This is a genomic window from Zhenpiania hominis (genome assembly GCF_014333425.1).
GTDB classification, from domain to species: Bacteria; Bacillota; Clostridia; order Peptostreptococcales; family Anaerovoracaceae; genus Hominibacterium; species Hominibacterium hominis.
In genome coordinates this window covers 65573-91728 of sequence record NZ_JACRYT010000010.1, presented here as the reverse complement: position 1 = coordinate 91728, position 26156 = coordinate 65573, and the positions used below count along the sequence as shown (strand labels likewise).

At 45.9% G+C, this 26156-nt stretch carries 21 protein-coding genes; 14 read left to right on the top strand and 7 right to left on the bottom strand.

What is annotated here, in order from left to right:
• Positions 1–198 precede the first annotated feature (198 nt).
• From H9L42_RS10200 to H9L42_RS10180, 5 genes are all read left to right on the top strand, one after another.
• A complete protein-coding gene (locus tag H9L42_RS10200; protein ID WP_187303302.1) occupies positions 199–519 on the top strand; it encodes a putative heavy metal-binding protein in 321 nt (106 codons plus the stop codon).
• A 138-nt stretch (positions 520–657) separates the two neighbouring features.
• A complete protein-coding gene (locus H9L42_RS10195) occupies positions 658–1149 on the top strand; it encodes an RNA polymerase sigma factor (protein ID WP_187303301.1) in 492 nt (163 codons plus the stop codon).
• 3 nt (positions 1150–1152) lie between these two features.
• Positions 1153–2298, top strand: coding sequence for an anti sigma factor C-terminal domain-containing protein (locus H9L42_RS10190; protein ID WP_187303300.1), 1146 nt, complete (start codon positions 1153–1155; stop codon positions 2296–2298).
• 88 nt (positions 2299–2386) lie between these two features.
• The gene (locus H9L42_RS10185) at positions 2387–3124 is read left to right on the top strand and encodes a zinc ribbon domain-containing protein (protein WP_187303299.1); all 738 of its coding nucleotides are present in this window, start codon (positions 2387–2389) and stop codon (positions 3122–3124) included.
• Between the two features lie 27 nt (positions 3125–3151).
• On the top strand, positions 3152–3691 hold the full coding sequence (locus H9L42_RS10180; protein WP_187303298.1) for a zinc ribbon domain-containing protein: 540 nt from the start codon (positions 3152–3154) through the stop codon (positions 3689–3691).
• A 73-nt stretch (positions 3692–3764) separates the two neighbouring features.
• Here the strand turns inward: H9L42_RS10180 and H9L42_RS10175 are convergent, their stop codons facing one another.
• From H9L42_RS10175 to H9L42_RS10165, 3 genes are all read right to left on the bottom strand, one after another.
• Positions 3765–4046 (bottom strand): type II toxin-antitoxin system mRNA interferase toxin, RelE/StbE family, encoded by a 282-nt coding sequence (locus H9L42_RS10175; RefSeq protein ID WP_187303297.1) that lies wholly within the window; start codon positions 4044–4046, stop codon positions 3765–3767.
• On the bottom strand, positions 4043–4318 hold the full coding sequence (locus H9L42_RS10170; RefSeq protein ID WP_187303296.1) for a type II toxin-antitoxin system RelB/DinJ family antitoxin: 276 nt from the start codon (positions 4316–4318) through the stop codon (positions 4043–4045). The genes H9L42_RS10175 and H9L42_RS10170 overlap by 4 nt, the downstream gene beginning before the upstream one ends.
• 80 nt (positions 4319–4398) lie before the next feature.
• Positions 4399–5163, bottom strand: coding sequence for a lysophospholipid acyltransferase family protein (locus tag H9L42_RS10165; RefSeq protein WP_187303295.1), 765 nt, complete (start codon positions 5161–5163; stop codon positions 4399–4401).
• Positions 5164–5293: 130 nt separating this feature from the next.
• Here H9L42_RS10165 and H9L42_RS10160 point away from each other — a divergent pair, with 130 nt between their 5' ends.
• Complete coding sequence (locus H9L42_RS10160; RefSeq protein ID WP_187303294.1) at positions 5294–5923, top strand: phosphatase PAP2 family protein; 630 nt, start codon at positions 5294–5296, stop codon at positions 5921–5923.
• A 73-nt stretch (positions 5924–5996) separates the two neighbouring features.
• On the opposite strand, the gene H9L42_RS10155 is transcribed toward H9L42_RS10160, so the two are convergent.
• Both H9L42_RS10155 and H9L42_RS10150 read right to left on the bottom strand, forming a co-directional pair.
• Complete coding sequence (locus H9L42_RS10155; RefSeq protein ID WP_187303293.1) at positions 5997–6545, bottom strand: ferredoxin domain-containing protein; 549 nt, start codon at positions 6543–6545, stop codon at positions 5997–5999.
• Positions 6546–6564: 19 nt separating this feature from the next.
• Positions 6565–7035 (bottom strand): shikimate kinase, encoded by a 471-nt coding sequence (locus H9L42_RS10150; RefSeq protein WP_187303292.1) that lies wholly within the window; start codon positions 7033–7035, stop codon positions 6565–6567.
• Positions 7036–7303: 268 nt separating this feature from the next.
• Between H9L42_RS10150 and H9L42_RS10145 the strand changes: the two genes are divergently transcribed.
• On the top strand, positions 7304–8224 hold the full coding sequence (locus H9L42_RS10145) for a nucleotidyltransferase family protein (protein ID WP_187303291.1): 921 nt from the start codon (positions 7304–7306) through the stop codon (positions 8222–8224).
• A gap of 57 nt (positions 8225–8281) precedes the next feature.
• Here the strand turns inward: H9L42_RS10145 and H9L42_RS10140 are convergent, their stop codons facing one another.
• Positions 8282–9004: a glucosaminidase domain-containing protein gene (locus H9L42_RS10140; protein ID WP_187303290.1), complete on the bottom strand. Its 723-nt coding sequence runs from the start codon at positions 9002–9004 to the stop codon at positions 8282–8284.
• Between the two features lie 200 nt (positions 9005–9204).
• Between H9L42_RS10140 and H9L42_RS10135 the strand changes: the two genes are divergently transcribed.
• Entirely contained in the window at positions 9205–9789 is a 585-nt protein-coding gene (locus H9L42_RS10135; protein ID WP_187303289.1) for a hypothetical protein, read from the top strand.
• Here H9L42_RS10135 and H9L42_RS10130 read toward each other — a convergent pair.
• Positions 9786–11648, bottom strand: coding sequence for a S8 family peptidase (locus H9L42_RS10130; protein WP_243235747.1), 1863 nt, complete (start codon positions 11646–11648; stop codon positions 9786–9788). The genes H9L42_RS10135 and H9L42_RS10130 overlap by 4 nt on opposite strands.
• A gap of 672 nt (positions 11649–12320) precedes the next feature.
• On the opposite strand from H9L42_RS10130, the gene H9L42_RS10125 reads away from it, so the two are divergent.
• The 6 genes from H9L42_RS10125 to H9L42_RS10100 all read left to right on the top strand — a co-directional run bounded on the left by H9L42_RS10125 (position 12321) and on the right by H9L42_RS10100 (position 26155).
• Entirely contained in the window at positions 12321–17261 is a 4941-nt protein-coding gene (locus H9L42_RS10125) for a chitobiase/beta-hexosaminidase C-terminal domain-containing protein (RefSeq protein WP_187303288.1), read from the top strand.
• 214 nt (positions 17262–17475) lie between these two features.
• A complete protein-coding gene (locus tag H9L42_RS10120) occupies positions 17476–18294 on the top strand; it encodes a MarR family transcriptional regulator (RefSeq protein ID WP_187303287.1) in 819 nt (272 codons plus the stop codon).
• Between the two features lie 287 nt (positions 18295–18581).
• Positions 18582–20645: a fibronectin type III domain-containing protein gene (locus H9L42_RS10115; protein ID WP_187303286.1), complete on the top strand. Its 2064-nt coding sequence runs from the start codon at positions 18582–18584 to the stop codon at positions 20643–20645.
• A 75-nt stretch (positions 20646–20720) separates the two neighbouring features.
• Positions 20721–22886 (top strand): fibronectin type III domain-containing protein, encoded by a 2166-nt coding sequence (locus H9L42_RS10110; RefSeq protein WP_187303285.1) that lies wholly within the window; start codon positions 20721–20723, stop codon positions 22884–22886.
• Between the two features lie 12 nt (positions 22887–22898).
• The gene (locus tag H9L42_RS10105) at positions 22899–24320 is read left to right on the top strand and encodes a fibronectin type III domain-containing protein (RefSeq protein ID WP_187303284.1); all 1422 of its coding nucleotides are present in this window, start codon (positions 22899–22901) and stop codon (positions 24318–24320) included.
• Positions 24321–24376: 56 nt separating this feature from the next.
• A complete protein-coding gene (locus H9L42_RS10100; RefSeq protein ID WP_187303283.1) occupies positions 24377–26155 on the top strand; it encodes an NEAT domain-containing protein in 1779 nt (592 codons plus the stop codon).
• Position 26156: the final 1 nt, after the last annotated feature.

Sequence of the window (26156 nt, the reverse complement as noted above, 5' to 3'; positions counted from 1 at the left end):
GTATCAGTCTTTCGTGCCAAATCCACTTCCTCCAGATCCGCCTTTGCCTATGAAGCATATCTGGATATTCTGCGCAAAGGAACTTGAATTTCCAGTTGACGCGGCAGGATCCGGTAAAATATAATAAAGCTGTCAGTTAACGCAAATTGTGTGTAGATAAGCGGATGAGAAAGCGCTTATCGGATTGGAGGTTTTGAAATGGTTGTAACCACGACAAATGCGGTAGAGGGAAGAAAGGTAGTAGAATACAAAGATATTGTGTTCGGCGAAGTAATTACGGGAATTAACTTTTTCAAAGATATCGGAGCGGGGCTGCGCAATATGTTCGGCGGCCGGAGCCAGGGATATGAAGACGAGCTCTGCAACGCCCGCAATGAAGCGTTGGAAGAAATGAAGCGGAGAGCCGCATCTTTAGGCGCTAATGCTGTAATCGGAGTGGATATTGACTATGAAGTGCTGGGCTCTGATAACGGAATGCTGATGGTAACCGCTTCCGGCACAGCGGTAACCGTGGAATAAGCGAGGAGCCATACATAAATAGCAAAGATAGAGCGGCACAAGCGAGAGAAGAACATGCTCTGTTTGCGCCGCTTTTTTTTGAAAAAAGTGTGTAACAAAAATCGGTGTGTATTCGTTATACAGGTGAGAGGGAAAGCGATGGAAAAGAAAGAACTTGAGAAGCTTTACGGGCTTTATTATGAACGTGTGTATTCTTTTTTAAGAAAGCTTTCGGGAGATGAGAAACTTTCAGAGGATCTGGCTCAGGAAACCTTTGTGCTGGTTTTGCTGAAACTGCCGGAAGAACCCGAATATATTGCTCAGTGGCTTTACCGGGTGGCAAGAAACCTTTATATTGACTGGGTGCGGAAAAACGGAAAAGAAATTCCGGCAGAGTCTTTCGGAGAGAGAACGCCTTCGGATGAGAGAGATCCGCTGGCTTTGATCCTTCAAAAAGAAGAAAGCCAGACTCTGCGGAAGCATTTAAAAAAGCTTTCTTTGGCTGAACGGAAGATGATCGAGTGTTTTTACCAGAAAGGACTAAGTGGAATGGAAACCGCCGTTCTGCTGGGAGTTTCTCCGGGAAGCGTGCGGGTTACCCTGCATCGGGCCAGAGCGAAGCTGATGAAAGAGATCAAAAAGGAGGAATAAGATATGGGATACAAAGAGAAAATACAAAAATATAAGGATGGTACTCTCAGTGAGGATGAGCGCCGGGATCTGGAACAGGAAATGGAAAAGATTCGAGAAATTTCCGATTATATCTATGGCCTGGAGCTGAGTGAAAGCGCTGATTTTTCCGGAGAAAGAGAAAAAAGTACGGAGGAAAGTCTGAAAAATATCAGGCGATCAGTCAGCCGAAGGTTTTTAAAAGCGGGAGTGGCAACCGGAGCCATTGTCATCGCGATTGTCATGTTTCTGATTTTCGGCCTTTCCCCTCTTATGAACCGCATCTATTACGATCCTTCAGAGGCGGCCGGTGAGGCTTCGACGGTCCTTGATGTTCCAATGCATGTTTTTACAGAGCTTCACTGCGTGGACCAGAATTACAGCTACGCTCTGGCGAAACCGGAAGGATTCGGCAGCTATTCTATAAAGTGCGGTTTTTCTTCCGGATTACAGTCCTCGGAAGAAAGCTTGTTCCTTAACAAGGGGAAATTCGACGAAGATTCCTTTTACGATACCTTTAAGCTGAATCACATTACCGATGATTTTGAGGTGACAGAGACTTACATAGAAAATGGAAAGGAAGTTACTGAAAAAAGAGATGACCGATTTTATGTGAAAGAGCTTGCCAGGCTTCCGGAAAGCGCCTATGTGAAATGCGCGGTAAATTTTAAAAAGGCCCTTTCCCTGGAAGAGCTGCGGGACATCATGGATCGGAATCAGGTTTATGGAACGCGCGCGATAGCTGCTCTGGGAGAACGGAAAATCTCTGCAAATCACTTGGGCTTTATACCTGGTTCATCGGGAAACGTTCTGGAAAAGGACGCTTACGATTCGAAACAATACCCCTACCTGTGCAATACGGATGCGGAAACGCCTAAAGAATGGGCCCTTCACTTTCAGAATATGCTGGAATATTTGCTTGATAGCGATGATTTTATGGGCGCCATTCCGGATGGGGAACTGCAAAAGGAGCAATACAAAGAGGCACTGGCTTATATAAAGAAAAACGGAGTCAAGGTGTACTCCCTTGTAACCTTCGCTTCTCCGGAAAACCTGCGGAATATGAGAAAGGATTCCAGGGTGGCGAATATCAGCATCATGGACGTGAAAGTTTCCGAGTATAGCAGGTAATATTTGTAAAATATCTGCCTGCAAAAATTTGCCCTTCTTCCTGAAACTTGATATAATCTATTCAAATCCAGAAAAGGGGGAAACGGTTATGGCAATGCTCAAATGCCCGGAATGCGGCGAATATGTATCGGAATTCGCGAAGGCGTGCCCAAACTGCGGCTGCCCGATGTCCGATATTGCCCAGGAAAACCAGGTTGACGATCGGAACTGGGATCCAAATCAAACGAAGAGGAAGACGAATACGCAGGTCTACAGCCAGGAGGAACTGAATAGGGCTTTGGAGGAAGCAAGAGCAGGACAAAGCAGACAGCAGCGGAAACCGGGCCAGGAGCGAGTTGTAAAAAATTCAGAAAGCGCTCTCGCGCCGAAAAGCAGGAAGAAAAAATCTTCAAATTCAAATTCAGGCTCAAGATCAAAGGGAAAAAAGCAGTCCAAAGAAAAGAACTGGAAAGCTCTTATTATTCTGATCGTGATTCTGGTTCTGATTGCGGGAGGGCTGATCTATTATTTCGTTATGGCTTCATCGGACAGGCCGAAGGACAGTCTGGGAAATGATTCCGATGCAGCGACGGAAGAGACATACAGTGACTATAATAGTTATGAAAATAATGACAGCTATGACGATAACAACGATGATTCCGATGATGATGCAGTAAGAGAAACGCAGCGATCTACCCGGGAAACGACAAGAAAACAGACGCAGCGCGAAACTACAAAACGGCAAACGACAAAGCAGACAACAAGGCAGACGACAACCGCGCAGCCGACAACTCAGCCTGCGACGGAAGCTCCCGCGGAGCAGCCGGAAGAGCCGCTGTCTGAATAGTAAATTGTTTAAAAGGGGGAATGGATTATGGCATTAATAAGATGTCCGGAATGCGGAAGGCAGATATCCGAGTATGCGGAGAACTGCCCGGGATGCGGCTGGCCTGTACAGCAACTAAGGGAAGAAGAGGATGAGAGTGGACAATATGAAGAAAGAAGGCAAAATGGACGATCATCTTCAAAGACCAAAACAAAAAAATCGAAGAGATCCGGCGTTTCCGCGCCCAGAGCTCCGCGGGCTCCCAGGGCGCCCAGAGGAAAACGCCCGGTACATAAAACGGTGAAAAAAGGAAGCAGCGCGGGCGCTGTAATCGCTACGATTATCATTATGCTGCTGCTTCTGGCTCTTGCGGCTGGAGGGGCCTATTATTACTTCTTTGTTTATAAAGACGCGAATAATGGGGGAAGCCAGCCGGCGCGGACACAGCAGACGCAGCAAATCGATCGGCAGGAGCAGACCGAAGCGCCTGCAGATGAACCGGAAGATGAGCCGACTGAAAGCCCGCAGACCGAAGCGCCGGATGAAGCAACCGATGGAAATCTGGTTCCCGGCGGGGAAGACGCGTAAATAGCAGGGCGGCTGCCATACAAAGCTTTAATTGAAGTGACATCCCTTTGAATTTTATACATCGGCAGACGATTTATTTGCCGAACAGGTCACTGTGCGACCCGGTGCGGACCAGTGTCAGAACAAGTAAATCATCCTCTATGCGGTAGATGAGTAGCCAATCCGGAAGGATGTGACATTCCCGATGACCTACCCAATCGCCAGTAAGCTCGTGATCTTTGTTTTTGTCTGGCAGCTTTTCACCCCGTGCCAAGGTTCGGATAATATTATCCAACAGGTCGATGTCCATGTGGCGCCTCATCGCCAGCTTGTAATCCTTTTTGAACTTTGTCGTCCAAACAATGTCGCGCTTCACCGTTTCAGCTCCTGGAGAGCTTCTTCCACGTTGGAGTAGTGTTTCACGTTGGGATCATGCGCAATTCGTTCTGCCTCTAACATGGCGGCAATGGTTTCTTTGTTAGGCTGTTCCAGCCTGACCTCGAAGGGAAAGCCACCGGCGCGGAGTGACTGGCGCAGAAACACGTTGATCGCTGTAGTGAGATTTACACCCAATTCATTGTAAAGTTTTTCACACTGCTTTTTGATGTCGCTGTCCATACGGACGCTGAAATTTGTCGTGTTAGCCATTGTATCAACTCCTTTTCAAGTTTATTGCACTTATATTATATGCTATTTGCATTGCAAAATCAACTCAATAGCCTTCAAATTTACAAATTTCTGTTGCAGTTTTCCTGAATCTCCTGCAGTTCCCGAATTCCATCCTTCACCGTCTTTTCCACATCCAGACACAGCTGCTTTTCCTCCTGCCGGGAAAGTCCCTTTGTTTCAACCGGAGGATGGACCTTCACATCTATACGGGCTCCCTTCATGATGCCGGTTTCCTCATACATTTTGTAACTCCCGTTCAGGGATACGGGAATAATAGGAACTCCTGGTTTCGTAGCCAGCTTAAACGCGCCTCTTTTGAAGGAGCCGGGTTCCGGTCCCTTGCTTCTCGTCCCTTCGGGAAAGATCATGAGGGAAAAGCCCTTTTTTATCAGTTCAATTCCTTCGTCAATGGCCCGCATGGAGGCGCGGGGATCGTTTCTTTTTATGAGTACGCTGCGGATGCGGACAATCCAGGGTCCGTAGAAAGGAATCTTTCCAAGATCGTCTTTTGCTACATAGCCGTAGGCCAGAGATGGGCTGAGGGCGGCGAAATAAGCGATGATATCCGCGTAACCCTGATGATTTCCGATAAAAACCACAGGTCCTTTCGATGGAATGTTTTCTTTTCCATGAACGACCAGCTGAGCGCCGAACATGTCCATAACGTGTTTGGACCAGATGGATTCCGCAGCCTGGATGTTTTCCCGTTCCCGCTCGTAATCCCCCTTCTTTTTCGCGTCTTCAATGGCGGTTTTATATGGATTGAATTGCTTCAGCGCGCTGTAGAGCTTTACTGCGGCAGGGATATTTCGAAAGATTTTCATAAGTACGCCCTCCTGATTTTGGTATCTTTACTATATCACAGGGTTCCTGCGCCAGCAAGAAAACGGATGAAGTTTTCGGGAAAAACGTATATAATAAAGAAATATACTGTAATGGGAAGGCGGAACGTTTATGAAAAAAAAGAGAGGCGTTATTTTCGCGGCAGGGCTGGTGCTGTTTGTTTTGCTGGCGATTCTGATGGTAACGGGAAATCTGCAATGGTTCGATGATCCCATAAGAGAATGGGTGTATTCGATTCGAAATCCTGCGCTGACGGAGGTGTTGAAAGTTATCACGTATATGGGCAACTGGCAGACGATTACTCTGCTGTGCATTGTACTTCTGCTATTTCGGAAAACGCGGCTGCGATACGGCGTGCCGGTTTCCGCGGGAGCAATTTTTGTTACGATTTTCAACCGAATAATCAAGCTTATCTTTAAACGGCCACGCCCGGAGGAGAGCCTTCATCTGATTGAGGAAGGAGGCTATTCTTTTGCCAGCGGGCACTCAATTACCAGTATGGTGGTATTTGGGCTGCTGATTTATCTGGTAAGGAAATATGTGAAGAACCGAAAAGCCGCGAATATTCTTACCGTGGCGCTGGCAGTCCCATGGATTTTTATCGGGCTGAGCCGAATTTATATGGGCGTTCATTTCCCCAGCGATGTGCTGGCAGGATGGGCGCTGGGAGCCGCGGTTCTGGTAGGGATTATCGTGATTGTAGAAAAGTGCGACGCGCGGAGAAAACAGAAAATCCAATAAATCCGATCGCGCATAACAGAAAGGAAAGAGGCTTGTCTCCATAAGTTTTATCAAATGGATCAGCCTCTTTTTTTCATAACATTACATGATTTGGATCTCTATCAAAGAAAATGCTCTTTGACGTTGTGGAAAGTGGGATTCCAAAGCATACGCGTACATCGGAGGGGAAACAGTTCATGCGGAGCGCCGCCTGTCCGGCTGAGTAGAGCACCCGGTTGTCAATCCGGTTATCCGCCGCAACCGAAACCGCCGAACCGATGGCAATGCCCAGATCGGTGATATTAAACGCGCAGTTAGCTCCTGCCTTTGCCATTTCACCGCAGTTTTTAAATCCGCACATACCGCAGTGATCCATGCCAAAGGGTTCGGATCGCACTCCGATTAAAACAACGCATTGGCTCGCGTCTACATTTCCGGCATCTCTCTCAAAGAAGGCCGCGCCGGTTTCCTCCGCGATATCGCGCATATGAGCGCTGAGAACCGTTTTGTCGTTGCCATCCAGAATCAGTGTGATCACTTTATCTTTACCGGATCCTTTGGGCGCTGTTTTTGCCGCTGCGGCCATTTTATCTGCGGTAGCAAAGGCTGCCCTCCGTTCCGAATCTTCGCTTTTGTAAATCATAGTAAACCTCCCGGCCCGTTTATCCAAATTGATTATACAGGGATTTTCTCTGTTCGTAAAGATTGATAAATTTTTCTTTTTTCAATTTGTCATCGCTTTGGTGCATAAAAGCATAGGGAGAGGATTCCTGCTCCGCGCGCGCCCTTTCCCAGAGAATCTCCACTGGTGTTTCGCGGTCCGCGATGATGACGCAGTTTTTTTCTAAAATTTCCCGGTTCATTTCATCAAGGATGGTCCCGTCTCCGCATGCGACGACAATACGATTCTGGCCCGCCAGTTTTTCCAGTGATTCATATTCTTTGTTACGATATTCATGCTCCCCCATGGTCATGCAGATTCGCTGTATGCTACGGCCGTCTTCCTGTTCGATCTCCCGGTCCAGATCAACCAATCGGTAATTCAGCTCTTTCGCGATTTTTTCTGCCGTACCCTTTCTCTCACTTCCCATAAAACCAATGACGAAAATACGGGGCTTGTTATGGTAATCCATTATATAGTAACTTCCTTTCCCTGCTTTTTCGTCTATTATAGCACGAATTCAATTTTTTTGAGACTTAAAATAACTACCTGTTTGTGAAGAACAGCCGAAAGAACTAGAGAAACAATCACAAGGCATTTCCTTCTCCCACCACCCTTTCTTAAATTATAGCAGGTACGCGATGCTGGCAAGGAAAATCGGAAAATCAGGCGAGGATGGTTACGCAAGCGGATGTTTAGTGGTATAATAGGAAAAATACTTAGCGAAAAGAGGAAGCTTTATGAAAGAACCAACATTGATCATAATGGCAGCAGGAATGGGATCCCGCTACGGTGGACTCAAGCAGATGGATCCGATCACAGATAAAGGGGAAATTATTCTGGATTTTTCCCTATACGACGCGATGCTGGCAGGATTTAAAAAAGTTATTTTCGTAATTAAAGAAGAAATGGAAGGCGATTTTCGCGCCCTGATTGATGAGCGAGCTGGAAGATTCCTACAGGTGGATTACGCGTTTCAGAAGCTGGATGATCTTCCGGAATGCTTTCAGGTGCCGGAAGGACGGGAAAAGCCGTGGGGCACAGCTCACGCGGTTTTAAGCTGCAGAGAAAAGATTGACGGGCCCTTCGCGGTCATTAACGCGGATGATTATTATGGACCAGGGGGATTTCAGAGTATTTATGACTTCCTCATTCACAATGAGGACGGCGAAAAGTACTCCTATTGCATGGTTGGTTTCCGTCTGGAAAATACGATTACGGAAAATGGGCATGTGGCTCGTGGAGTCTGCGAAATCGCGGAGGATGGAAATCTGACGCAGGTTACGGAGCGGACGAAAATTATGCGCAGGTCCGAGGGGATCGCCTATACGGAAGATGATGGAGAAACCTGGAATATCCTTCCCGCGGATACTACGGTTTCCATGAATTTCTGGGGATTTACGCAGAGTATGATGAAAGAGATGCAGGCACGGTTTCCGGTATTTCTAGAGCAGGCGATGGAAGAAAATCCTTTAAAAGGAGAATTTTATCTTCCGGCTGTAGCGGATCAGCTGATAAAAGAAGAAAAGGCAACTGTGAAGGTCCTTCCTACTCAGGATAAATGGTATGGAGTGACCTATCGGGCGGACAAGGAAATGGTGATGGGCGCGCTTCAGTCTATGAAAGACAAGGGACTTTATCCGGAAAAACTTTGGAAATAAAATAGAGAAAATCCGGATAGCGGACATCTGCCTGTATCCGGATTTTTGTTTTTGAAATCAATTGATTGCGTCGAGGGCCTCGTTGTGCCGCTGACTGATAACCGAGTAGTATTCCTCCATATAATTCGCGACCTTGACATACCACTGAGGATTGGCGGCATACCTTTTATTGACGCCTTTCACAGTGGGGCTCCCGCCGTAGAGGCTGCCGCTGGGATCCAGATAGCGGGTGGAAAGTCCTTTGGCGACAACATTAATCCCTTCCGCTTTGGAGGAAAAGCCGGTTTGCCCATAGCCGAACATGTTGTTTGGGCGGAACATTTGTGTCCCTTTGGCGCTTTCCAAAGAAGCGATGGACATGAGAAAGACGCAGTTAACTCCATATTTTTCTTCCGCGTTGACAAAAGCTTCTTCCAGACCAACCAATCCGTCGCTGGTAACCAGCTCCAGATCCGCGGCTGTTACGCCGCTGGGCTCTCTTAAATCCAAATTATAGATTTCTGACACGGAATAGGCGGGAATCGCTTCCTGATCCGTAAGCCGCTCAGCCGTATAAGAGCGGAGCGCGTTGGGGATATTGACTTTTTCCGCCTGCTCCGCTTTTGCGTACATGGTTTGAACCTTTGCCTCGTCCGTTTCCTTTACCTGCTGGGCGAATACTTTCGCGGCAAAAAAACCTCCGGCAATCGTAGCGCATAAAAGTAAAAAAAGAAATAAATCGATAACAAGAAGAATCAAGAAACTATTTTTTGATCTTCTTTTTTTCTTTGCAGATTCCATAATCGATCCTTTCAAAGGCTGTTAAAACTGTTCACTGATTGTTGATAAATCTGTGGATAACTTTCCGATATTCCACAAGCTTACCTAAAAGTATACTACAAATTTCGAAAAAGAATGTGAAATTTAGAAAAAAGTTCGGATTTCATATATTGGAACTGCTATAATGAAAAGAAAACAGCCAGTTAGGAGATGGATAAATCATGAAACGAAGGTTTGGGGCTCTGCTGGTGCTAACGGCAGTTATGCTGGCCCTCTGCGGGTGCAGTCTGACTCTGACAGAGCCAAAAGAAGTGGTAAACGATTTTTTTAAGGGACTGAAGACAAAGAACGAAGATGTCCTGATTTTGTATACAGAAAATGAAGATATTAATATGCTGTTGCATAGCAAGGGAAAACAAGCGGATTTGAATAAAATGTATGATAGCATTTTTAAAAATTTTTCCTATAAAATTCTTTCCACAGAGAAAAATGAAGAAGAAACCCAGGCTACGGTTACAGCTGAGGTTTCCAATGTGGATTTTAGCAAGGTCCTGAAAAATTATCAGAAAAGGGCCTACAACTATATGCAGGATAATCTGTACTCCGGAAACCTCAGCAAGAAAAAGCTTAACGCCAAATGCCTGTCTATCTTTGCCAACCAGACGGAAAAAGCCAGCGAAAGTACAAAGCTGCAGACCGAGACGATTACCATAAACCTGACGAAAAACGATAATTACAGCTGGGATATGCAGCTGACCGAGGAAATGATGGAAATCATTATGGGCGGGCTGATCATTCCTCTCTAGCGTCTGATTTTTATCTGTTTTACTTTGCTGTAGGAGCCATAGATCTTTTTACCTCCTGATTTTTTGTAGGCGCGAATTTTTATATAGTAACGTTTTCCCTTTTTGAGCTTTGCAAGGGTTCTGCTTGTAGTCGAATTTTTTCTTGCCCAGTAGGTTTTGGCTTTTTTAAACCTTTTATTTTTTGCCAACTTAATCTGATAGCCGGAAGCTTTTCTATCTCTGCTCCATTTTACCTTCAGTTTTCGGCTTTTTATATTTTTTGCGGAACGGATTTTCCCTGTTTTTGGTGTGACCGTCAGGGCGATTTTTTTGGACGCGCTCCGGAAAATCCCCGATGCAGGGACGGAAATCGTAATCGTCGTTTTACCGATTTTCTTTGGATTTACTTTGCCGGAAGCGGATACAGAGGCAATATTGGAATTGCTCGATTTGTAGGACGCGGTACCGGAACCGGAGAGAATCGGCTTTAACGTAAAGCTGCTGGCAGTGTAGGCTTTTTTATAGGACGAGCTGACTCCCGAAATCTGCTGAGCTTTGGAATCCGTTTTATAGATCGCCTTCTGAACCGCTTTCAGAGGATTAATGACGCCGTATCCATAATGAACGTCATATCCGCGCGCCCCGGCGTCGGTAGCGGTTGAAGTCAGAATTTGAGCGCACTGAGCCGCGGTCAGGCTGGGGTTTGCCTGAAATACGAGTGCGGCGACCCCGGCAGTGTAAGGTGTGGCAGCGCTGGTTGCGCCGGCCGTGGCTGCCGCTGTATTGCTGCTATGGGAAAGAGTGTAAAGTCCGTTTCCCGGGGCAGCCAGATCAATGCGGTTGTTGTAAGTGGAATTTGGAGAGATCGTGTATTTCCCACTGGCGTAGTTAACGGCGGAGATGGACAGAACTCCATCGTAGGACGCCGGATAACGGTATTCATTTATTTTACTGTTTCCTCCGGAAGATACAAACAGAATACTGTTGCTTTTTTGGGAATAGTACTGTCGAATCATACTTTCCATAGCTTCATTGGGCTCACCGTTTCCACTCAGACTCATACTGACAACCCGGCAGTTTTTCCCGGCTGCCCATTGAATCCCGCGCATGATATCAGAATCATAAGCGCCATAAAATTTTCCATTCTCATCTTCCAGCTCCTGAAAAGCGTTAATGACATAAAGATTCGCATTATAAGCAGAACCTGCGCTCAGTCGTTTATTGTTTCCGACTGCGGCCAGAATTCCGGCTGTGGCCGTTCCGTGACTTCCAAGAGGCGGGACAGAAGCTTTCCCCTCTTTTTCTGTCACAGCATTATAGCAGCCCTTTACATTGGCCGCAAGATCAAGATGACTCACATTGGCCCCGCCATCAATCACAGCGACATTTACACCTTTGCCAGTGGCGTAATCCCATGCGGTCTTTCCCGGCCCGGCCAGGCCCAGTTTGAATATATAATGATACTTGTTCTGATTTGAACTGTATTTTGCGGAAGAAATTTCCGTATCATTTGTGTAGCCGTCATATCGGTGGCAGTAATCCGGCTGGGCGGCCGCAATTTCCTTTTTTTGATTCATAAGCCGGAGCGCTTCCTCTGGAGTCAGTTCCTTCGGAAGGTCAACAGGGGTGGTGATCCTATCGGACCCACTGAACAGGATCGGCTGCATATCTTCCTGTTCAAGGATTTCAGAAACCTCTTTTTTTGTCACGTTTTCATTAAACGTAAGAATGATGCGATCCGGATGATATTCCCAGGTCGTATCGCTATTTGAACTGGAAGAGTCAGAACCAGTCAGCCCCAAAACAGGCTGAGCGGGGGCGGCGAATAAAAAAACAGCCGCAATCAGAAAAATAAGTCCTCTGTATCCGTTTCGTTTCATCAGCGGGATCCTCCATATAAATAATAGAACGAATTTTCTTATAATTTGTATTATACCATTTCTTAAAACTGTCGTAAATATCGAATTGTTTTGAGTGTCCCCATTTTTTCCAAGAACAAATGGGGACACTCAAATTTGGTGCTGACAGCGGCTTTTTTGTTAAGAAGTACTGTCCCATTTAATGGGCTCTTTTTTAATAGGAACAGCAATTGCGTTGGCGACTATGAATAAAGTTCTGTCGCTTCAACAGAAAAGACAAGAAAGCTGACACATTATGCAGGAAATATCGTTAAAACGCTATTTCCGGAATTTCAAAAAAAGAACTTTAAATGCGCCGGACCCCGCGACCAGCATGTGGAGTGTTGTCGTATTGCAGAAGAATAAAAAAGTAAAACGCGGATGAGCATCCTATGCAACAAAGTATGGAGTTTTGAAATTTCAACCATGATACGAATCGGGAGATCTTATCTGAAATGCGGAATCAAAAGAAACTATGCACAGAGTGCAACATCCCCCCTCTTTACAAGAACCATAAAAAAAGGTAAAATTTAACGGTAAAAGTTAGTTATTGCTAACTTAAGGCGCGCCAATTAATCATAGTTTCGAATTTCAAATTTCAGATTTTGAAAGTTGGAAATCAAGGTAGCTCGAAAGATGGGAGGATAGTAAAACATGGATACACACACCGGACAGCACTGGCTGCGTCGGGGGCTGGCATTTTTTCTGATTCTGACACTTTTGCTCAGTATGAGTTCCGTAGGTGTTTTTGCGGAAACAAACGAAAATGAAAAGACCCCGGTGTTCACAAAAAATTCGAACTATCGTGCGGCAGTCACTCTGAAAAAACCGAGTGACAGCTGGTACAGCAGTTTTTCAGGTTATTATAATACAACTGCAGAAATTACAACAGGAGAAGATACAGGCAGCCCGCTGCTTACGCTTACCCTTTATGAAGGGATGAATTATGATTCCTGGGAAGCAGAGTGGTTTACGGATCTGCAGTTTTATCCAAAAGACAGTGAAACGCCGATCGAAGATCTGACGTTTACGCCGAAAGATGAAACCAGTGGATACAATACGGTAAAAGGGACGGTAACGTTCACCCTTCCGTATCTGGATGAAAGCGGATCCTATAAAGGACACGGCACATTAAACAGCGCGGCAGAGAGCGATGTGGAACTGGTAATTGACTGGAGCACACTGGAAAAGGTTTTGCCTGCCGCAAAGGCTCCTGTGATCAAACCTGCCGGCGGGGAGTTTGAGAAAACACAGACCGTAACTTTGGAAAGCGAAACAGAAAACGCAGTCATTTTGTATACCCTTGACGGCACAGATCCCGCATATACAGATGGCAGCGGGCAGACGGGAACGGAATACAAAGAGCCGATTACACTGACGAAGAGCGCGACCGTGAAAGCGATCGCATATGTCCCGGAGCAATATGCCGCAAGTACCATTTCCAGCGCTGCGTTTCAGAGGACAACTCTGCCGGATTTTGAAGCAGACAGCGAATACTCTGTTTCTGTTCAGGCAGAGGATGAAAATTATGATATTCCGGGATTGATCGACACAAAGGCTGTGGCGTATACAGGTGGAGACGGGCAGCTGAGCCGACTGCGTCTGACAATGCTCTCCGACTGGTCAGACAATTCCGTATCTGCTTTGACCATCCACCAGACAGAAAACAGCAAAGAGGAAAGCGATTTAAAGGAAGTTGAAATTTCTCCGGCATCCGGAACTTCCGGATATAAAGAGATCGTAGGAACTGCCATGATCGATCTTCCTTATGCCGGTCTTGGTAAAAACTATACCGGAACCTTTACCCTGAAAAACGGAACGGCAGGCAGCTATACATTGACCGTTTCCTGGGATACGGCTGAGAAAAAACTGCCTCAGGTAAAAACGCCTGTGTTTTCACCTGAGGGAGGTGCTATCCGTGAGAAAACAGAAGTGAAAATCAGCTGTGAAACAGAAGGTGCTTCCATCTATTACACTACAGATGGAAAAACACCGACTGAGGACAGCACGCTTTATGAAGCAGAGAAACCTGTTTCTATCGAAAAAACAACAACGCTGAAAGCGATTGCGGTAAAAGAAGGTATGGAAACCAGCCAGGAAGCTTCCGCAGTATATACCTGGGAACTCCTCGGCGGAATTTCCAAAGCTGAGCTGACACAGGGAAAAGAATATGATACGATCCGGCTTTATACATCCGATCGGACTTATTATGATGCCGTATCCGAAGATGCGCTTTCTGCCACCGATTATTTCATTCAGGCTTCTCAGGGAGAGAAGGAGGAAAAATTCGTATACAACGGAGGCCTCGGCGGATTTACGGTTCAGTATAATGAAGAAACATCCGAAGGGATTGTGACTCTCAATCTGGATAAGGAAGCCTGGAACACATCCGAACCGCTCACGCTGGATATTGTAATGAAAGCGTTTCAGAACAAGCATCTGGAGCTGGATCTGTCCGATCCGGATAGTGTAACCCTTACGCAGAAGGACACAGACTCTACCGCCTCAGAGGGGAACGTAATTCCTGTTTCGGAAATGAAGGCCGGAAATACTTATACGGCGACGTTCAAAGCCTATCGAATTGACAATAGCAGCACAGAATCCATGTTGGGAGGATTTTTTGATAAAAATGTAAAACTTTCTGTCGCTGCGGACGGAACGATAACCGCTTCTTTCTATAATACGGTTTATGCGGATTCCATGCTGGATTTTGCTGTACAGGGAAGTGAGGGGACTTGGAAAGGTGCAATCAAAGACGGCAAAAGAGAACCGGAAAAAGACGCTTCCGGAAAAATAACGGCTGCGGTTTACACACTGCCGGTTCCTTCTCTTTCCGGCGGCGATCTGATCGCTGCGGTTAATGTTCAGGCTATGGGTGGATCGGAAGCAATGAACGGGAGCTACGATAGCTATACGCAGGTCAAACTGGTATTCGACGATACAGTAACGGAAGGGTTTTCCGGATTTGCGGTGAACAATTCCGGAATGACTACAGAAAAAATAAAAAACCGCGCACTAATGACGATAAAAGGCATGGATGCCGATCGCGATGGCTATGTTTCTGACAGCGAACTGCAATCCTATCAGTTCTCCGCTGAGGAAAAAAGTCTGGATTTAAGCTACAGTACAGTGAGCAGCCACTACAGCGTTTTCGATGATTTTGCTATGCAGGATATTTCCTGGCTGAAAAAGCTGGGGGACAAATCCCTGGAGTCCATTAATCTCTCCGGCTGCAGTATTACCGAGTTGAATGATGAACTGAAAGGTTTCACAAAGCTGACTTCACTAAACCTCTCAGCAAACTGTATCTCTGAGATTGCAGACGATGCCTTTTCGGATCTTTCTAAACTCAAGGATCTGAAACTCTCTACGAACCTGTTGACTTCGATCAGTAAAGACCTGTTTTCCGGGCTTTCTCAAGTCGGAACCGGAAATGATTCGGTCTTGGATCTGAGTAATAACAGGATTTCCCGTATTGAAAAAGGCGCGTTTGATGATATGGAAAGCATTACTGGCGTGTATCTGGCAGAAAACCAGATAACTTCTGTAAGCGAAGGCGTTTTCCCACAGAGGAAAAACTTTACCTGGATTTCGCTTTCGAAAAACAAGCTGACGAGTGTTCCGAAAGGCTTGCGGGAGATCCCGGAACTGGAACAGCTGGATCTCGATCAAAACCAGATTGCGGAAATCGGAACATCTCTGGACAATCTGCCGTCCGTTACAGAAATCAATCTCAGCGCCAATCTGCTGGATACTGTGCCGGAAAGCCTTATCAGCAGCAATGGGAATCTTACGAAACTGGAAGTGTCTAAAAACAGTATTATTACTGCACCTGCGGTACTGCTGAAAAAAGTTGCGCAGGCTCAGGGGCAGTTCGACAGTATTTTCGAGTATAACGCGGTAGATCTCGAGCAATGCGACCTGGATGATCTGAGCGAGACGGAACGGAACACTCTCAGGGAAAAAGCAGGAGAATATCCGTCCAAAAACGATCTTGGAATTTCTCTGACAGCAGAAGAGGGTACACTTTCTTATACCTCTGAACTTTCAGGTTTTGACTACTGGTTCTGGACACTCTGCAAGGGAGGCTATGTTTCCGGATATGTGAAAGAGGCAGTGGAAAAAGTCCTTGGAAAGGAAACGGTTGACACGGTCGAAGAGTTTCTTGAGTTCAGAAACGCGAATCTGCCTGATTTTTCGTCAGAATCCATTAAAAATTCGATTCTGACAGATTCCACCGGAACTGTCAGCGCGTTTGAGGTACAAACACAGCTCCAGGAACTGCGGAATGGAACTTGGCATACCCTCAAATCGGAGACGGTTTCTCAGAAAGAAGACGCGAAATCCGGAAGCGTAAAAGCGGCGGATATAAATGAAAAAGGCCGTTACCGCCTTGTAAAAACGGTTTCGAATAAAACAGCGAATCTGCAACATCAGATTGCGGTTTACTCCGGACAGGGCGATGGAACGGTTTCTTATCCGGAACGGGAGCTGAAAGACGGAACGTACTCCATCCCGGCAGAAATGTTCAAACCGGATCGCAAGACCCATTCTATGTCGAACAACGCGATCGGACATACAGCAAAGCTGGAAGTAAAGGATGGAACCTATTACTTGACCTTGGATTTCCAGGGGATGAAAATCTCCGATCTGTTTGGATATTTATCGGAACTTAAGTATTACGATGAAGGATATACCTATGGAGCCAATGGATTGCCGCAGGGCGATCTGGTATCGGCGCAGGTGCTTTCCACGCAGAAGAACAAAGACGGTTCGGACGTTATCGATGAATTTAACGATAAAGCGCATCTTTATCCGGATCAAGTAAAATTCCGTCTGGTGCCTACCGCGATTTCTGACAAAGACGGATATGTGCCGCTGCAGGTATTTGTTCCGATTATGGACTCTATCACACCGGGCAGCGGAACGCAGGACGTACTGCTGAAACTGGATTGGAGCGGTGTTGAAGAAGGTTTTGAAGATTCGGAGGAAAAACCTTCCGAAGATCCGAAACCGCAGAAGCCTCCTGCAGTGAAGGTGCCTGCAGTAAGTGGAGTAAAGGTATCTTCCGGTTCTTACAACACAGCCTCTGTCACCTGGAAGAAAGTCTCCGGCGTATCCGGTTATGAAATTTATCGTACCGGCGGCGGAAAAACCCGCTCTGTAAAAATTTCCGCGAAATCAGCGGCAAAACTGAACGACAAGGGACTGAAAACCGGGACCCGCTATACCTATAAAGTACGCGCATACAAAGTTTCTCAGGGAATTACCATATACGGAGACTATTCGAAAGCAGTATCCGTAAAACCTGCGCTGAAAAAGACCCGTGTATCCCTGAAGTCGAAAAAACGGAAAGTAACGATCCGCTGGAAAAAAGTCGATGGAGCAAGCGGCTATCAGATTTATCGTTCCCAGAAGAAATCCAGGGGTTATAAACGGATAAAAACAATTACAAAAGGCCGTACTGTAAAATATACAACGAAAAAAATGAAGAAAGGCAAACGCTATTATTATAAAGTACGGGCTTACCGCAAAGTCGGCGGGAAAAAAGTCTACAGCGCTTATTCTGCCGCGAAAAGAATTAGAGTGAAATAAAGACAACAGACGGTAAAAAAAGTCCCCGTTCGGGTTCTGTTTTCCGGACGGGGATTTTTCCGGATTCTCAGCTGGATGGAAGGGGAACGAAAAATTCTATTTACAAACGAAACAGGCTGCGTTAAAATACAAAATGGTTAGCTTTAACTAACCTTGAATTGAGTTCGAATGGAACGGAAAAAGCAGATTTTAGAAAACGGTACGGGAAAGAAAGATGAATATGACAGCGACACAAATAAAATATTTGATGGCTTTGGCAGCGGGGGAAGGTGAAAAAAAGTCACTTTCCGACGTTGCGAGAAGCTTTCATGTCAATCGTTCTACAGTAAGCAGAGTTTTGGCAGTCTGCGTAAAAGAGAACCTCTTGGATTCCGGATTTTCGATTACAGACTATGGCAGCTCTTTCATTGAGCGCATGAACTATAATTATGAAAAAATTCAGGAATGGATGCGGAACAATGGCGTTCCGGAAGCAGAAGCCGCCGAAGACGCGATTCAGATTCTGGCAAACTGCTCCGAGCAGACAAGAAAACTGCTGGTACAGGGAGGCGATCTGTGCAAAGCCTGCAATTACTTTGGCGAGAAAGGACACAAGCTTGTTTTGTGGGGGAATCAACTTGATAGTTACATCTCCAGAGGAGATTATAAAGTTGCATTCTCCATTCACAAAGGAAGAAAACGAGGTCCGCTGCAGCATTCTATGGCAAACGAAGCATTTGAACACCCGGCAATTTTGTCCGTATATAAGGGAAAAACGGAGCTGCGGTTAAAGCTCCGCAAGGTTCAGCAGAAATCACTGGAGACGCTTGCGATAATGGAAGGAAAAATGAACTCCATGAAATACGAATATGAGAACCAGATCCGATCGGCGAAGATATCCGCCGATTACGCGAGCTTATCTCTGGAAGCCATGCAGTTTGTCTACCTGCAGGAGGACGATATCCTGCAGGGCGAATTAAAACTGTTTTTTACCTGTACGGTAGGGCAGGAGCATATGCCGGAGAGCACCGCGCTTCTAAAATTATACTTATGAGAAAAAATCTGTTCGAAAATAAGATGCAGTCGCGCATTCTATGCAACAAAGGACAAAACTTTGAGATTTTAATCACTCCGCGAATACATCACCCTTGCCCGTCCGGCAAAACGAAAGGAAAAATGCGCATAAGATGCAACAAAAAAACTCTTTACAAAAATAGCCGCGAAGAATAAAATTTAAATGCAAAAGTTAGATGAAGCTAACCAAGTTATATTTTTATCTATCAGAGTATAGTGGATGGATGAGTGAGAAATGACGTAAAACAGAAAGGAGCTTTACGAAAAATGAAATTGAAAAGGACAGTAGCAAGCACAATTTTGCTGGTCATGTTGATTGGGGCCATGCCGACAGTTGCATCGGCGGCAGAATATAGCACAGACAGCGAAATGTCATCCACGAATCAGATATCACATCAACAATCAATCGAAACGGAACAAGGGCAGAATAGCGAGATAAAAGAGGGGATATATATAATCCCTATTTTGGATCTCGAAAGTACCGCTCCGTTACCGGCTGTTAAATCTGCTTTTTCAAAAGCGTTTGGAAGCAAAGGCATTTTGAACGTCGATGCAGAGGGCAACAAAAGCATTACCGTACATAGTCAAAACATGATTATTGAAATGTCGGGAAGCTATTATGCAAACATCAAAACCCTTTCTTATTATGACAAAGAAGGGCAGAAACATGAAGCCACAGTAAATAGCACCAGACAGTCAAAATATTCAACAACTTTTGGGGATCCAAGCAAGACAGAAGAAATTACTGTACCGGATGAGATGACATTTTCGCTGATTGAGCAAGAGGATCAAGAAAAGGGAGCATATAAGCTGAATTGTACGGTTGACTTTATGGATAACTTTCTGGGGGGTGGAGACGCGCATCCTACCGATATTACTTTAAAAGTAGATCTGGATAATTTAATGCAAACAGAAGAATTGGAAGCGCTGATTAAAGCCACGGAAAGCTATGCGGCGGAGAATTACTCGGCAGAAAGCTGGCAGAATTTTCAGGAAGCGTTGACAGCGGCGAAAGCAGCTTTGGAAAATGCGGCAAGCCAGGCTGAACTGGATAATGCGAAACAGGGCTTGGAAGAAGCCATAACTGCATTAGAGCCGGAATTGGAACAGGGTAAATATACAGTACCGCTTTCTTTGGAATGTACCGTATCAATTCCACTTGCGCCAGTAAAGGAAGCTTTTTCCTCGGCATTTGGAGACACAGGCGCGATTAATGTAGATAACGATGGGAGTATGGAATTAATTGTAAAAAACAGACAAATGATAATTGACTTTTTCAGTATGTCTACCATGTATGCAAATCTATCGGATATCTATTATTATGATGAAACAGGAGTGAAACAATCTGTGACTGTAAAAAATACGATTGAATCCGAATATTCTGTAGGCGATAGTGTTGAAAAGATCGAAATTCCGGAAATACTCTCTTTCCCTCTTGTAAAACAGGAAGATGGAACCTATCGGATTTCCGCGTATGTGGATTATATGAACAAAACCTATGACATGATCATTAATCTGGATTTTTCGGATTGTGTAAAGCTGGAAAAAACACAAACCTTAGAAAAAGAAATTGAAGAAGCGGAAGCTATAAAAGCTGCCGATTATACGAAAGAAAGCTATCGGAATCTGCAGGCAGCGATTAAAACAGCAAAAAGTAGTTTAATATGGGCACAGACACAAGAAGAGATAGAACTCGCCCTGAAGGATTTAGATACAGCGGTCAAAGCGTTAAAGCGCAATAATATGACGTCCGAAACATCAGTGCCGAAAGCGCCGGCAGGCGTAAAAGCGGCGAGCGCTGCTTACAACAAAGTAAAAATAAGCTGGAGCAAAGTAAGCGGAGCAACAGGATATGAAGTCCTGCAATATAACAACAGCACGAAAAAGTACGGCAGAGCTGCTCTGGTGAAAGGAACCGCCTATATAAAGAGCGGCCTGAAGACAGGAACAAAATACAGCTTCCGCATACGCGCGTATAAGACGACGGGCGGAAAGACCGTTTACAGCCCGTATTCAAAGACGGTTTCCGCGAAACCGGTTCTTGCAAAAGTCAGAAACGTAAAGGCGAAGAATAAGACGAAGCGAAGCGCTGCGATCACATGGAAACGCGTAGCGGGAGCAAACGGTTACAAAGTATACCGTTCCACAAAGAAAAACGGCAAATTCAAGGCGGTTAAGACTATAAAGAAGGGCAAGACCGTAAAATTTGTCAACAAAAAGCTGAAAAAAGGCAAGAGATATTACTACAAAGTAAGGGCCTACAGAACAGTTGGGAAGAAAAAGGTTTACAGCGGCTATTCTTCCAGGGAGTCTGTAAAGATTAGAAAATAAAAGCAAAACAAGGGCTGAGGATTCCGGACTCTTTCAGACTCGGAATCCTTACAGCGCAAAGAAAGGAAAAGAAGCATGGAGAGGCTAAGAGAAAAAAAAGCGATCCGATGGATTCTGGCGTGGCTGATTGTTTTCACTGTAGCGATATCCTCCGCTCCGGTTATGGCGGCAGGGGAGAGCGATACGATTTCCTTTGGTACAAAAGGAACGCAGCTTACAAAAGGAAAGACTTATATTGTGCCAGTTTCTCTGAAAAACGCAAGCAATCTCAGCCAGGATTCCGTAGCAAAGGCGTGCCTGGGAAAATACGCGCAGGTTGATGTTGACGCGGAAGGCTCCGCAACGTTCCGGACAGATCTGCGCAGAGTTAAAATCGGAACCGCCACAGATTATGCAAAAGATATCAGGGTTTACCAAGGAGAGATTGGGAGCGAGAAAGTAGCCGCGACTGTTCTTTCAGAACAAACGGTAACAACGACGAGCGGAGAGAGTGAAACGACCAAAACAGTGCCAAAGGAAATTGAGTTTGCAATTCCAACGGCAGTTCAGGACAAAGATGGAGTTTATATCAGCCTTTATGTGGATACAATGGGATATGCTCCGGACACTTATATCTTAATTGATTGGGAAAAGGCGGTGGAATCCGGCGCCGCATCGCTTAATTACAGGAAACAGGGCAGCGATTATGTTGAACAGTTCGGAAAATATTATATCGATGCGGATGTAACGGTGGAAGATGGAAAGATCAGCGATCTCAATATCAGCGGAAGAGAGTTTGCGGGGACGCATGAAGCCACGAACAAGGCGATCCTGGCTTCGGCAATCGCGGGAATAAAAGATAAAATCATCGGACTTTACGATACGGATGCGGAAGCGATTAATGACGTGGATGTCGTAACCGGAGCCACAACATCTTCAAAGACTATAAAAGCAGCTGTAATGGATGCGCTTGGGCTTGAAGTTCAAGAAGAAGCAATTCCCGAACCGCCGGAATCTGTTCCGGAACCGGGAACCTATAAGGTGAAGATTAAAGATATCACAGATGTTGTAAAACACAGTCTGGTGGAAAGTGAAACGGGAGAGGCGATTCTGCGTGTAGATAAGAACGGAAAGATGACACTTTCTTACAAGATGATATCAGGAACAACGAAAGAACCGCTCCATGTTTTAGGGCTAAACGGATATTACACAGATAACAATTCGCCGACAGAAGATACTCTGTCCAAAGACGGTATTATGTACAACATGGAAGAATGTCAGGGATATCAGGTCGTAACTGATTTCGTAATGCCGCTTTCCGAACTGAGTAAATACTACTATAAGAATGTGTATCTTTATGTAGAAGCAATGAAGAATCTGGACGGATTGCTCTCTGGCGTTCTTTTCGATCATGGAAAATTCAACATTAAGTCAACGGTTACTCTATATTGGGATTCCTTGGAGAAAGTCGATGAAGCTGACAAATCACAGCTTTACAGCCTGTGTGAAAAAGCTATGAATGTAAAACGCAGTTCTTACACAGCGGCAAGTCTGGCAAACCTGGATAAGGCTCTGCAGAACGCGAAAAACATTTACTTTAACGTAGAGGCCGGTGATGCGCAGGTAAAAGCTGCGGTTACTGCTCTGAACACTGCGCTCGGCAGCCTGAAATCAAACGCAACAATCACAGCCGCGCCGAAAGCGCCGGCAGGCGTAAAAGCGGCAAGCGCTGCTTACAACAAAGTGAAAGTAAGCTGGAGCAAAGTAAGCGGAGCAACCGGATATGAAGTATTGCAATACAACAGCAGCACAAAGAAGTACAGTAGAGCTGCACTTGTAAAAGGAACCAGCTATACAAAGAGCGGCCTGAAAACCGGAACAAAATACAGCTTCCGCGTACGCGCGTACAAGACTGCGGGCGGTAAGACCGTTTACAGTCCATATTCAAACACAGTTTCCGCGAAACCGACTCTCGCGAGAGTTACGAAAGTAAAAACGAAGAACAACGCTGGGAGAAACGCGAGAATCACATGGAAACGCGTAGCAGGAGCCAACGGCTACAAAATATACCGGGCAACGAAGAAAAAAGGAAAATACAGAGCTGTTAAGACGCTCAAAAGCGGCAGGACTGTGAAATTCACAAACAAAAAGCTGAAAAAAGGTAAGAGATATTACTACAAAGTGAGAGCTTACAGAAACATTGGAAAGAAAAAAGTTTACGGAAAATCTTCAATTGCGCGTTCTGTAAAAATCAGAAAGTAACGGAGGTAAAAGATGAAACGGCGGTTTAGAAAATTTTTAACCTCCGCTCTGGCCGTAATGATGGCAGTATCCGTATTTGCTCCAGCAGGGGCATTTGCGGATACTGCCGCGAATGCGGCTGTTGCGGATGGGACGTACAGCATCCCGGTAAAGCTGATGCATGCTTATCAAAACCAGGAGTCTATGGGAAACAATTCGCTGCGGCAGGTTGGAAAACTGGAAGTAACCGAAGGAAAGGGGAAATTGACTCTGTCTTTTAAACCAATGGAATTCGCGAACCTCAGCGGTTACCTGATGGAATTTAACCGCATTACAAGTTTTACGCCGGGAACCGGCGGATCGCCGGATTTGTCAGAACACTGGGAAAAAGCGGAGCCGGAAGTGCTGTCGTTTTTTGATGTTGTGGATCGGTACAATGCGGAAAACAGCGAAGATCCACGCTGCGCGGGAAAGAAGTACATGAAAACCGCAGTTATGGACATTGATCTTCCGGAGGCAGCAGATGAAACAACCCATACATGGATTCAGGTCTATGTACCGGTAATGGGAGAATTGGCGCAGGGAGAACAGGCAGCGAGATTGCAGCTTGACTTCTCGAAGCTGGAAAAATGGGAAGAACCTTCTGTTGAACTGAATCAGACGTCTGCTTCTCTGACCGAAGGCCAGAGCCTTCAGCTGAAGGCGGCGGTCTCCGGTTCAGGAGACGGTGAAGTCGTATGGAGCAGCAGCAGCGATTCCGTAGCTTCCGTAAGCGGCAGCGGGCTGGTAAACGCGAAAAAGGCAGGAACAGCCGTGATTACAGCAGAAGCCAATAATGCGCAGGCGATCTGCGAACTTACGGTAAAAGCCAAAAATATGCCCGTAACCGCGCCGAAAGCGCCGACAGGCATAAAAGCGGCGGGCGCAGGCTACAACAAAGTGAAAATAAGCTGGGGGAAAGTCAGCGGAGCGTCCGGATACAGCGTATATCAATATAACAGCAGTTCCCAAAAGTATACGCTCATCGCGAATACGACAGCTTCCAGCTATACAAAGAGCGGGCTGAACTGCGGTGCTTTTTATCGTTTCCGAGTAGCGGCCTATAAGGTGAGCAGCGGCAAAAAGGTTTACGGGGCGTATTCCCGCGTTGTTTCCGCAAAGCCGATTCTGCCCGCTCCGAAATCGGTAAAAGCAAAAGCCGGCAAAAAAAGCGCCAGAGTTTCTTGGGCCAAAACGGCGGGTGCGTCCGGGTACAAAGTATACCGGTCAACGAAGAAAAAAGGAAAATACAAAGCGGTAAAGACGATCAAAAACGGCAGAACCGTAAAATTTACCAATAAAAAGCTGAAAAAAGGCAGGAAATATTTTTACAAAGTAAAAGCTTACCGAAATGTAGGCAAGAAAAAGGTTTACAGCAGCTTTACCGGGAAGGCGGCTGCCGTAAAAGTGAGATAGAAGTTATCACATGATATATTGTCCTTAAAACATTGTGCCACAGGAGAGGAGAGGTTATGGAGAAAGGTTTGAAAAAGAAAGCGATCGCAACGATCTGCTGCTGTCTGATTATAACAATCGTTTCTGCGACTGCCGGCCTGAAAATCAGTCTGGCAGCCGACGGAACGGTGAAAGACGGAACTTACTCCATACCTGTCAGCCTGTGGAAAGCGCTGGAAGATAAAGCTTCAATGGGAAACAGTGCCCTGCAGCAGACCGGCAAGCTGGTGGTAAAAGATGGGAAAGCAAAACTTTACTTGAAATTTATCAGCATGGAGTTTGCCGGTATGAGCGGCTATCTGATGCAGCTTAACCTGCTGGAGGACATTGCGTTTAATGAATTCGGTTATCCTGAAAACTACACAAAACTTCCCTCCGAAGTCGTTTCAACCTACGGCATTGTGGATCGTTATAACGAGGAAACCTCGGAGGATAAGGTCTGCGCCGGAAAGATGTACCCAAAGGTGGTTTCTGTTCCGATTACCATGGAACAGGAATATATCTGGGCGCATGTCTATGTACCGGTTATGGGAGAACTGGATTCCGGGGATCAGGAATGCCGTATTAAGCTGGATTTCAGCAATATGAAGGAAATGACCCAGGCAGAGCTGGACGCGTGGGCGGAAGCGGAAAAAAGCGATCCAAAGCAGGAGACGGATCCCGGAAAACTGGATAAGGATAATCTGCCCAATGGAAAGTACAATGTACAGGTGGCACTCTGGCACGCGACTTCCAATAAAGCGTCTATGGGGAATCCGACATTGAACAGCAAGGCTCTGCTTACGGTTCAAAACGGCAGTTATACGATGGATGTTTCAACCCATCCCATGACGGTCGGGACAATTACCGCATGTCTGCAGACGCTGCAGATCCGGCAGGCAGACGGATCGTACAAATACGCGCAGATTACTGCGAAGAACAACCCGAATGGACAGCCCAGCGTGTTCCGGTTTGTACTCCCGTCAAAGGAGGAGTACATCCAGGTTAAAATTGATCCAAAAGTGGAAGTGATGGGAGAAGATCCTCTTCCCGCGCGGCTTAAGATCAGCTGGGACACTCTGACAAAAGCTTCGGATGACGCGGCGGTTGAGGAAAATAATAAGACCGTGGCCGCCGGGCTGGATACCGAGGCGGTGGATATAACGGACAAGAAGACGAAGGTGCGTATCAAGGCTTCGAAAAATGTTCTGGTAAATGGAGTAAAGCTGAAAGTAACACAGCTGAAATCGGGAAGCAAATACAACAAGGTGAAAAAGGCTCTTTCCGGTATCGGGGACAAAATAACGGTTTATGATATTACACTCTATTCTCCGGAAAATTCCAAAGTGCAGCCAAACGGAATGGTGAAGGTTTATCTTCCAATTCCGGATGGATATAATAAAAAGAAACTTCAAGTCTACCGGGTATCCGGCAGTACGAAAACGAAAATGAGCGCAAAGGCGGGCAGCAGAAACTGTACGTTCTCATCCAATCATTTTAGCATTTACGCTTTAGTTGATATAAGCGGCGGAACCGGAAGTTCGTCAAGTGTTTCATCAGGAGGATCTGTTTTGCCGGAAGGGGACAGCAGCACGTTGTTGGAAGATACGGCTCTGCCGGAAGACACGCTTACAGAGGCGGGGGTGGAAACCGATCCGCAGATAACCCAAAGTTCAATTCCATATACAGGAAGCGCACTGTCTACGGAAAAGATGATGGCGCTGATGCTGCTTGGAATTTCCATGCTCAGTTCTTTTGTCCTTGTAGTTACAGTAATTGTTTTCTTTATTAAAATGGCAGGAAGGAGAAGAACCTGAT

Bases quoted from the DNA above. Each gene is read 5' to 3' on its own strand.
- H9L42_RS10180 (WP_187303298.1), top strand. From the start codon at position 3,152: ATGGCATTAATAAGATGTCCGGAATGCGGAAGGCAGATATCCGAGTAT.
- H9L42_RS10190 (WP_187303300.1), top strand. From the start codon at position 1,153: ATGGGATACAAAGAGAAAATACAAAAATATAAGGATGGTACTCTCAGT.
- H9L42_RS10165 (WP_187303295.1), bottom strand. From the start codon at position 5,163: ATGAAAATCTTTCGAAATATCCCTGCCGCAGTAAAGCTCTACAGCGCG.
- H9L42_RS10130 (WP_243235747.1), bottom strand. From the start codon at position 11,648: ATGAAACGAAACGGATACAGAGGACTTATTTTTCTGATTGCGGCTGTT.
- H9L42_RS10110 (WP_187303285.1), top strand. From the start codon at position 20,721: ATGGAGAGGCTAAGAGAAAAAAAAGCGATCCGATGGATTCTGGCGTGG.
- H9L42_RS10185 (WP_187303299.1), top strand. From the start codon at position 2,387: ATGGCAATGCTCAAATGCCCGGAATGCGGCGAATATGTATCGGAATTC.
- H9L42_RS10150 (WP_187303292.1), bottom strand. From the start codon at position 7,035: ATGGATTACCATAACAAGCCCCGTATTTTCGTCATTGGTTTTATGGGA.
- H9L42_RS10200 (WP_187303302.1), top strand. From the start codon at position 199: ATGGTTGTAACCACGACAAATGCGGTAGAGGGAAGAAAGGTAGTAGAA.
- H9L42_RS10135 (WP_187303289.1), top strand. From the start codon at position 9,205: ATGAAACGAAGGTTTGGGGCTCTGCTGGTGCTAACGGCAGTTATGCTG.
- H9L42_RS10195 (WP_187303301.1), top strand. From the start codon at position 658: ATGGAAAAGAAAGAACTTGAGAAGCTTTACGGGCTTTATTATGAACGT.
- H9L42_RS10115 (WP_187303286.1), top strand. From the start codon at position 18,582: ATGAAATTGAAAAGGACAGTAGCAAGCACAATTTTGCTGGTCATGTTG.
- H9L42_RS10140 (WP_187303290.1), bottom strand. From the start codon at position 9,004: ATGGAATCTGCAAAGAAAAAAAGAAGATCAAAAAATAGTTTCTTGATT.
- H9L42_RS10160 (WP_187303294.1), top strand. From the start codon at position 5,294: ATGAAAAAAAAGAGAGGCGTTATTTTCGCGGCAGGGCTGGTGCTGTTT.
- H9L42_RS10105 (WP_187303284.1), top strand. From the start codon at position 22,899: ATGAAACGGCGGTTTAGAAAATTTTTAACCTCCGCTCTGGCCGTAATG.
- H9L42_RS10145 (WP_187303291.1), top strand. From the start codon at position 7,304: ATGAAAGAACCAACATTGATCATAATGGCAGCAGGAATGGGATCCCGC.
- H9L42_RS10125 (WP_187303288.1), top strand. From the start codon at position 12,321: ATGGATACACACACCGGACAGCACTGGCTGCGTCGGGGGCTGGCATTT.
- H9L42_RS10100 (WP_187303283.1), top strand. From the start codon at position 24,377: ATGGAGAAAGGTTTGAAAAAGAAAGCGATCGCAACGATCTGCTGCTGT.
- H9L42_RS10120 (WP_187303287.1), top strand. From the start codon at position 17,476: ATGAATATGACAGCGACACAAATAAAATATTTGATGGCTTTGGCAGCG.
- H9L42_RS10155 (WP_187303293.1), bottom strand. From the start codon at position 6,545: ATGATTTACAAAAGCGAAGATTCGGAACGGAGGGCAGCCTTTGCTACC.
- H9L42_RS10170 (WP_187303296.1), bottom strand. From the start codon at position 4,318: ATGGCTAACACGACAAATTTCAGCGTCCGTATGGACAGCGACATCAAA.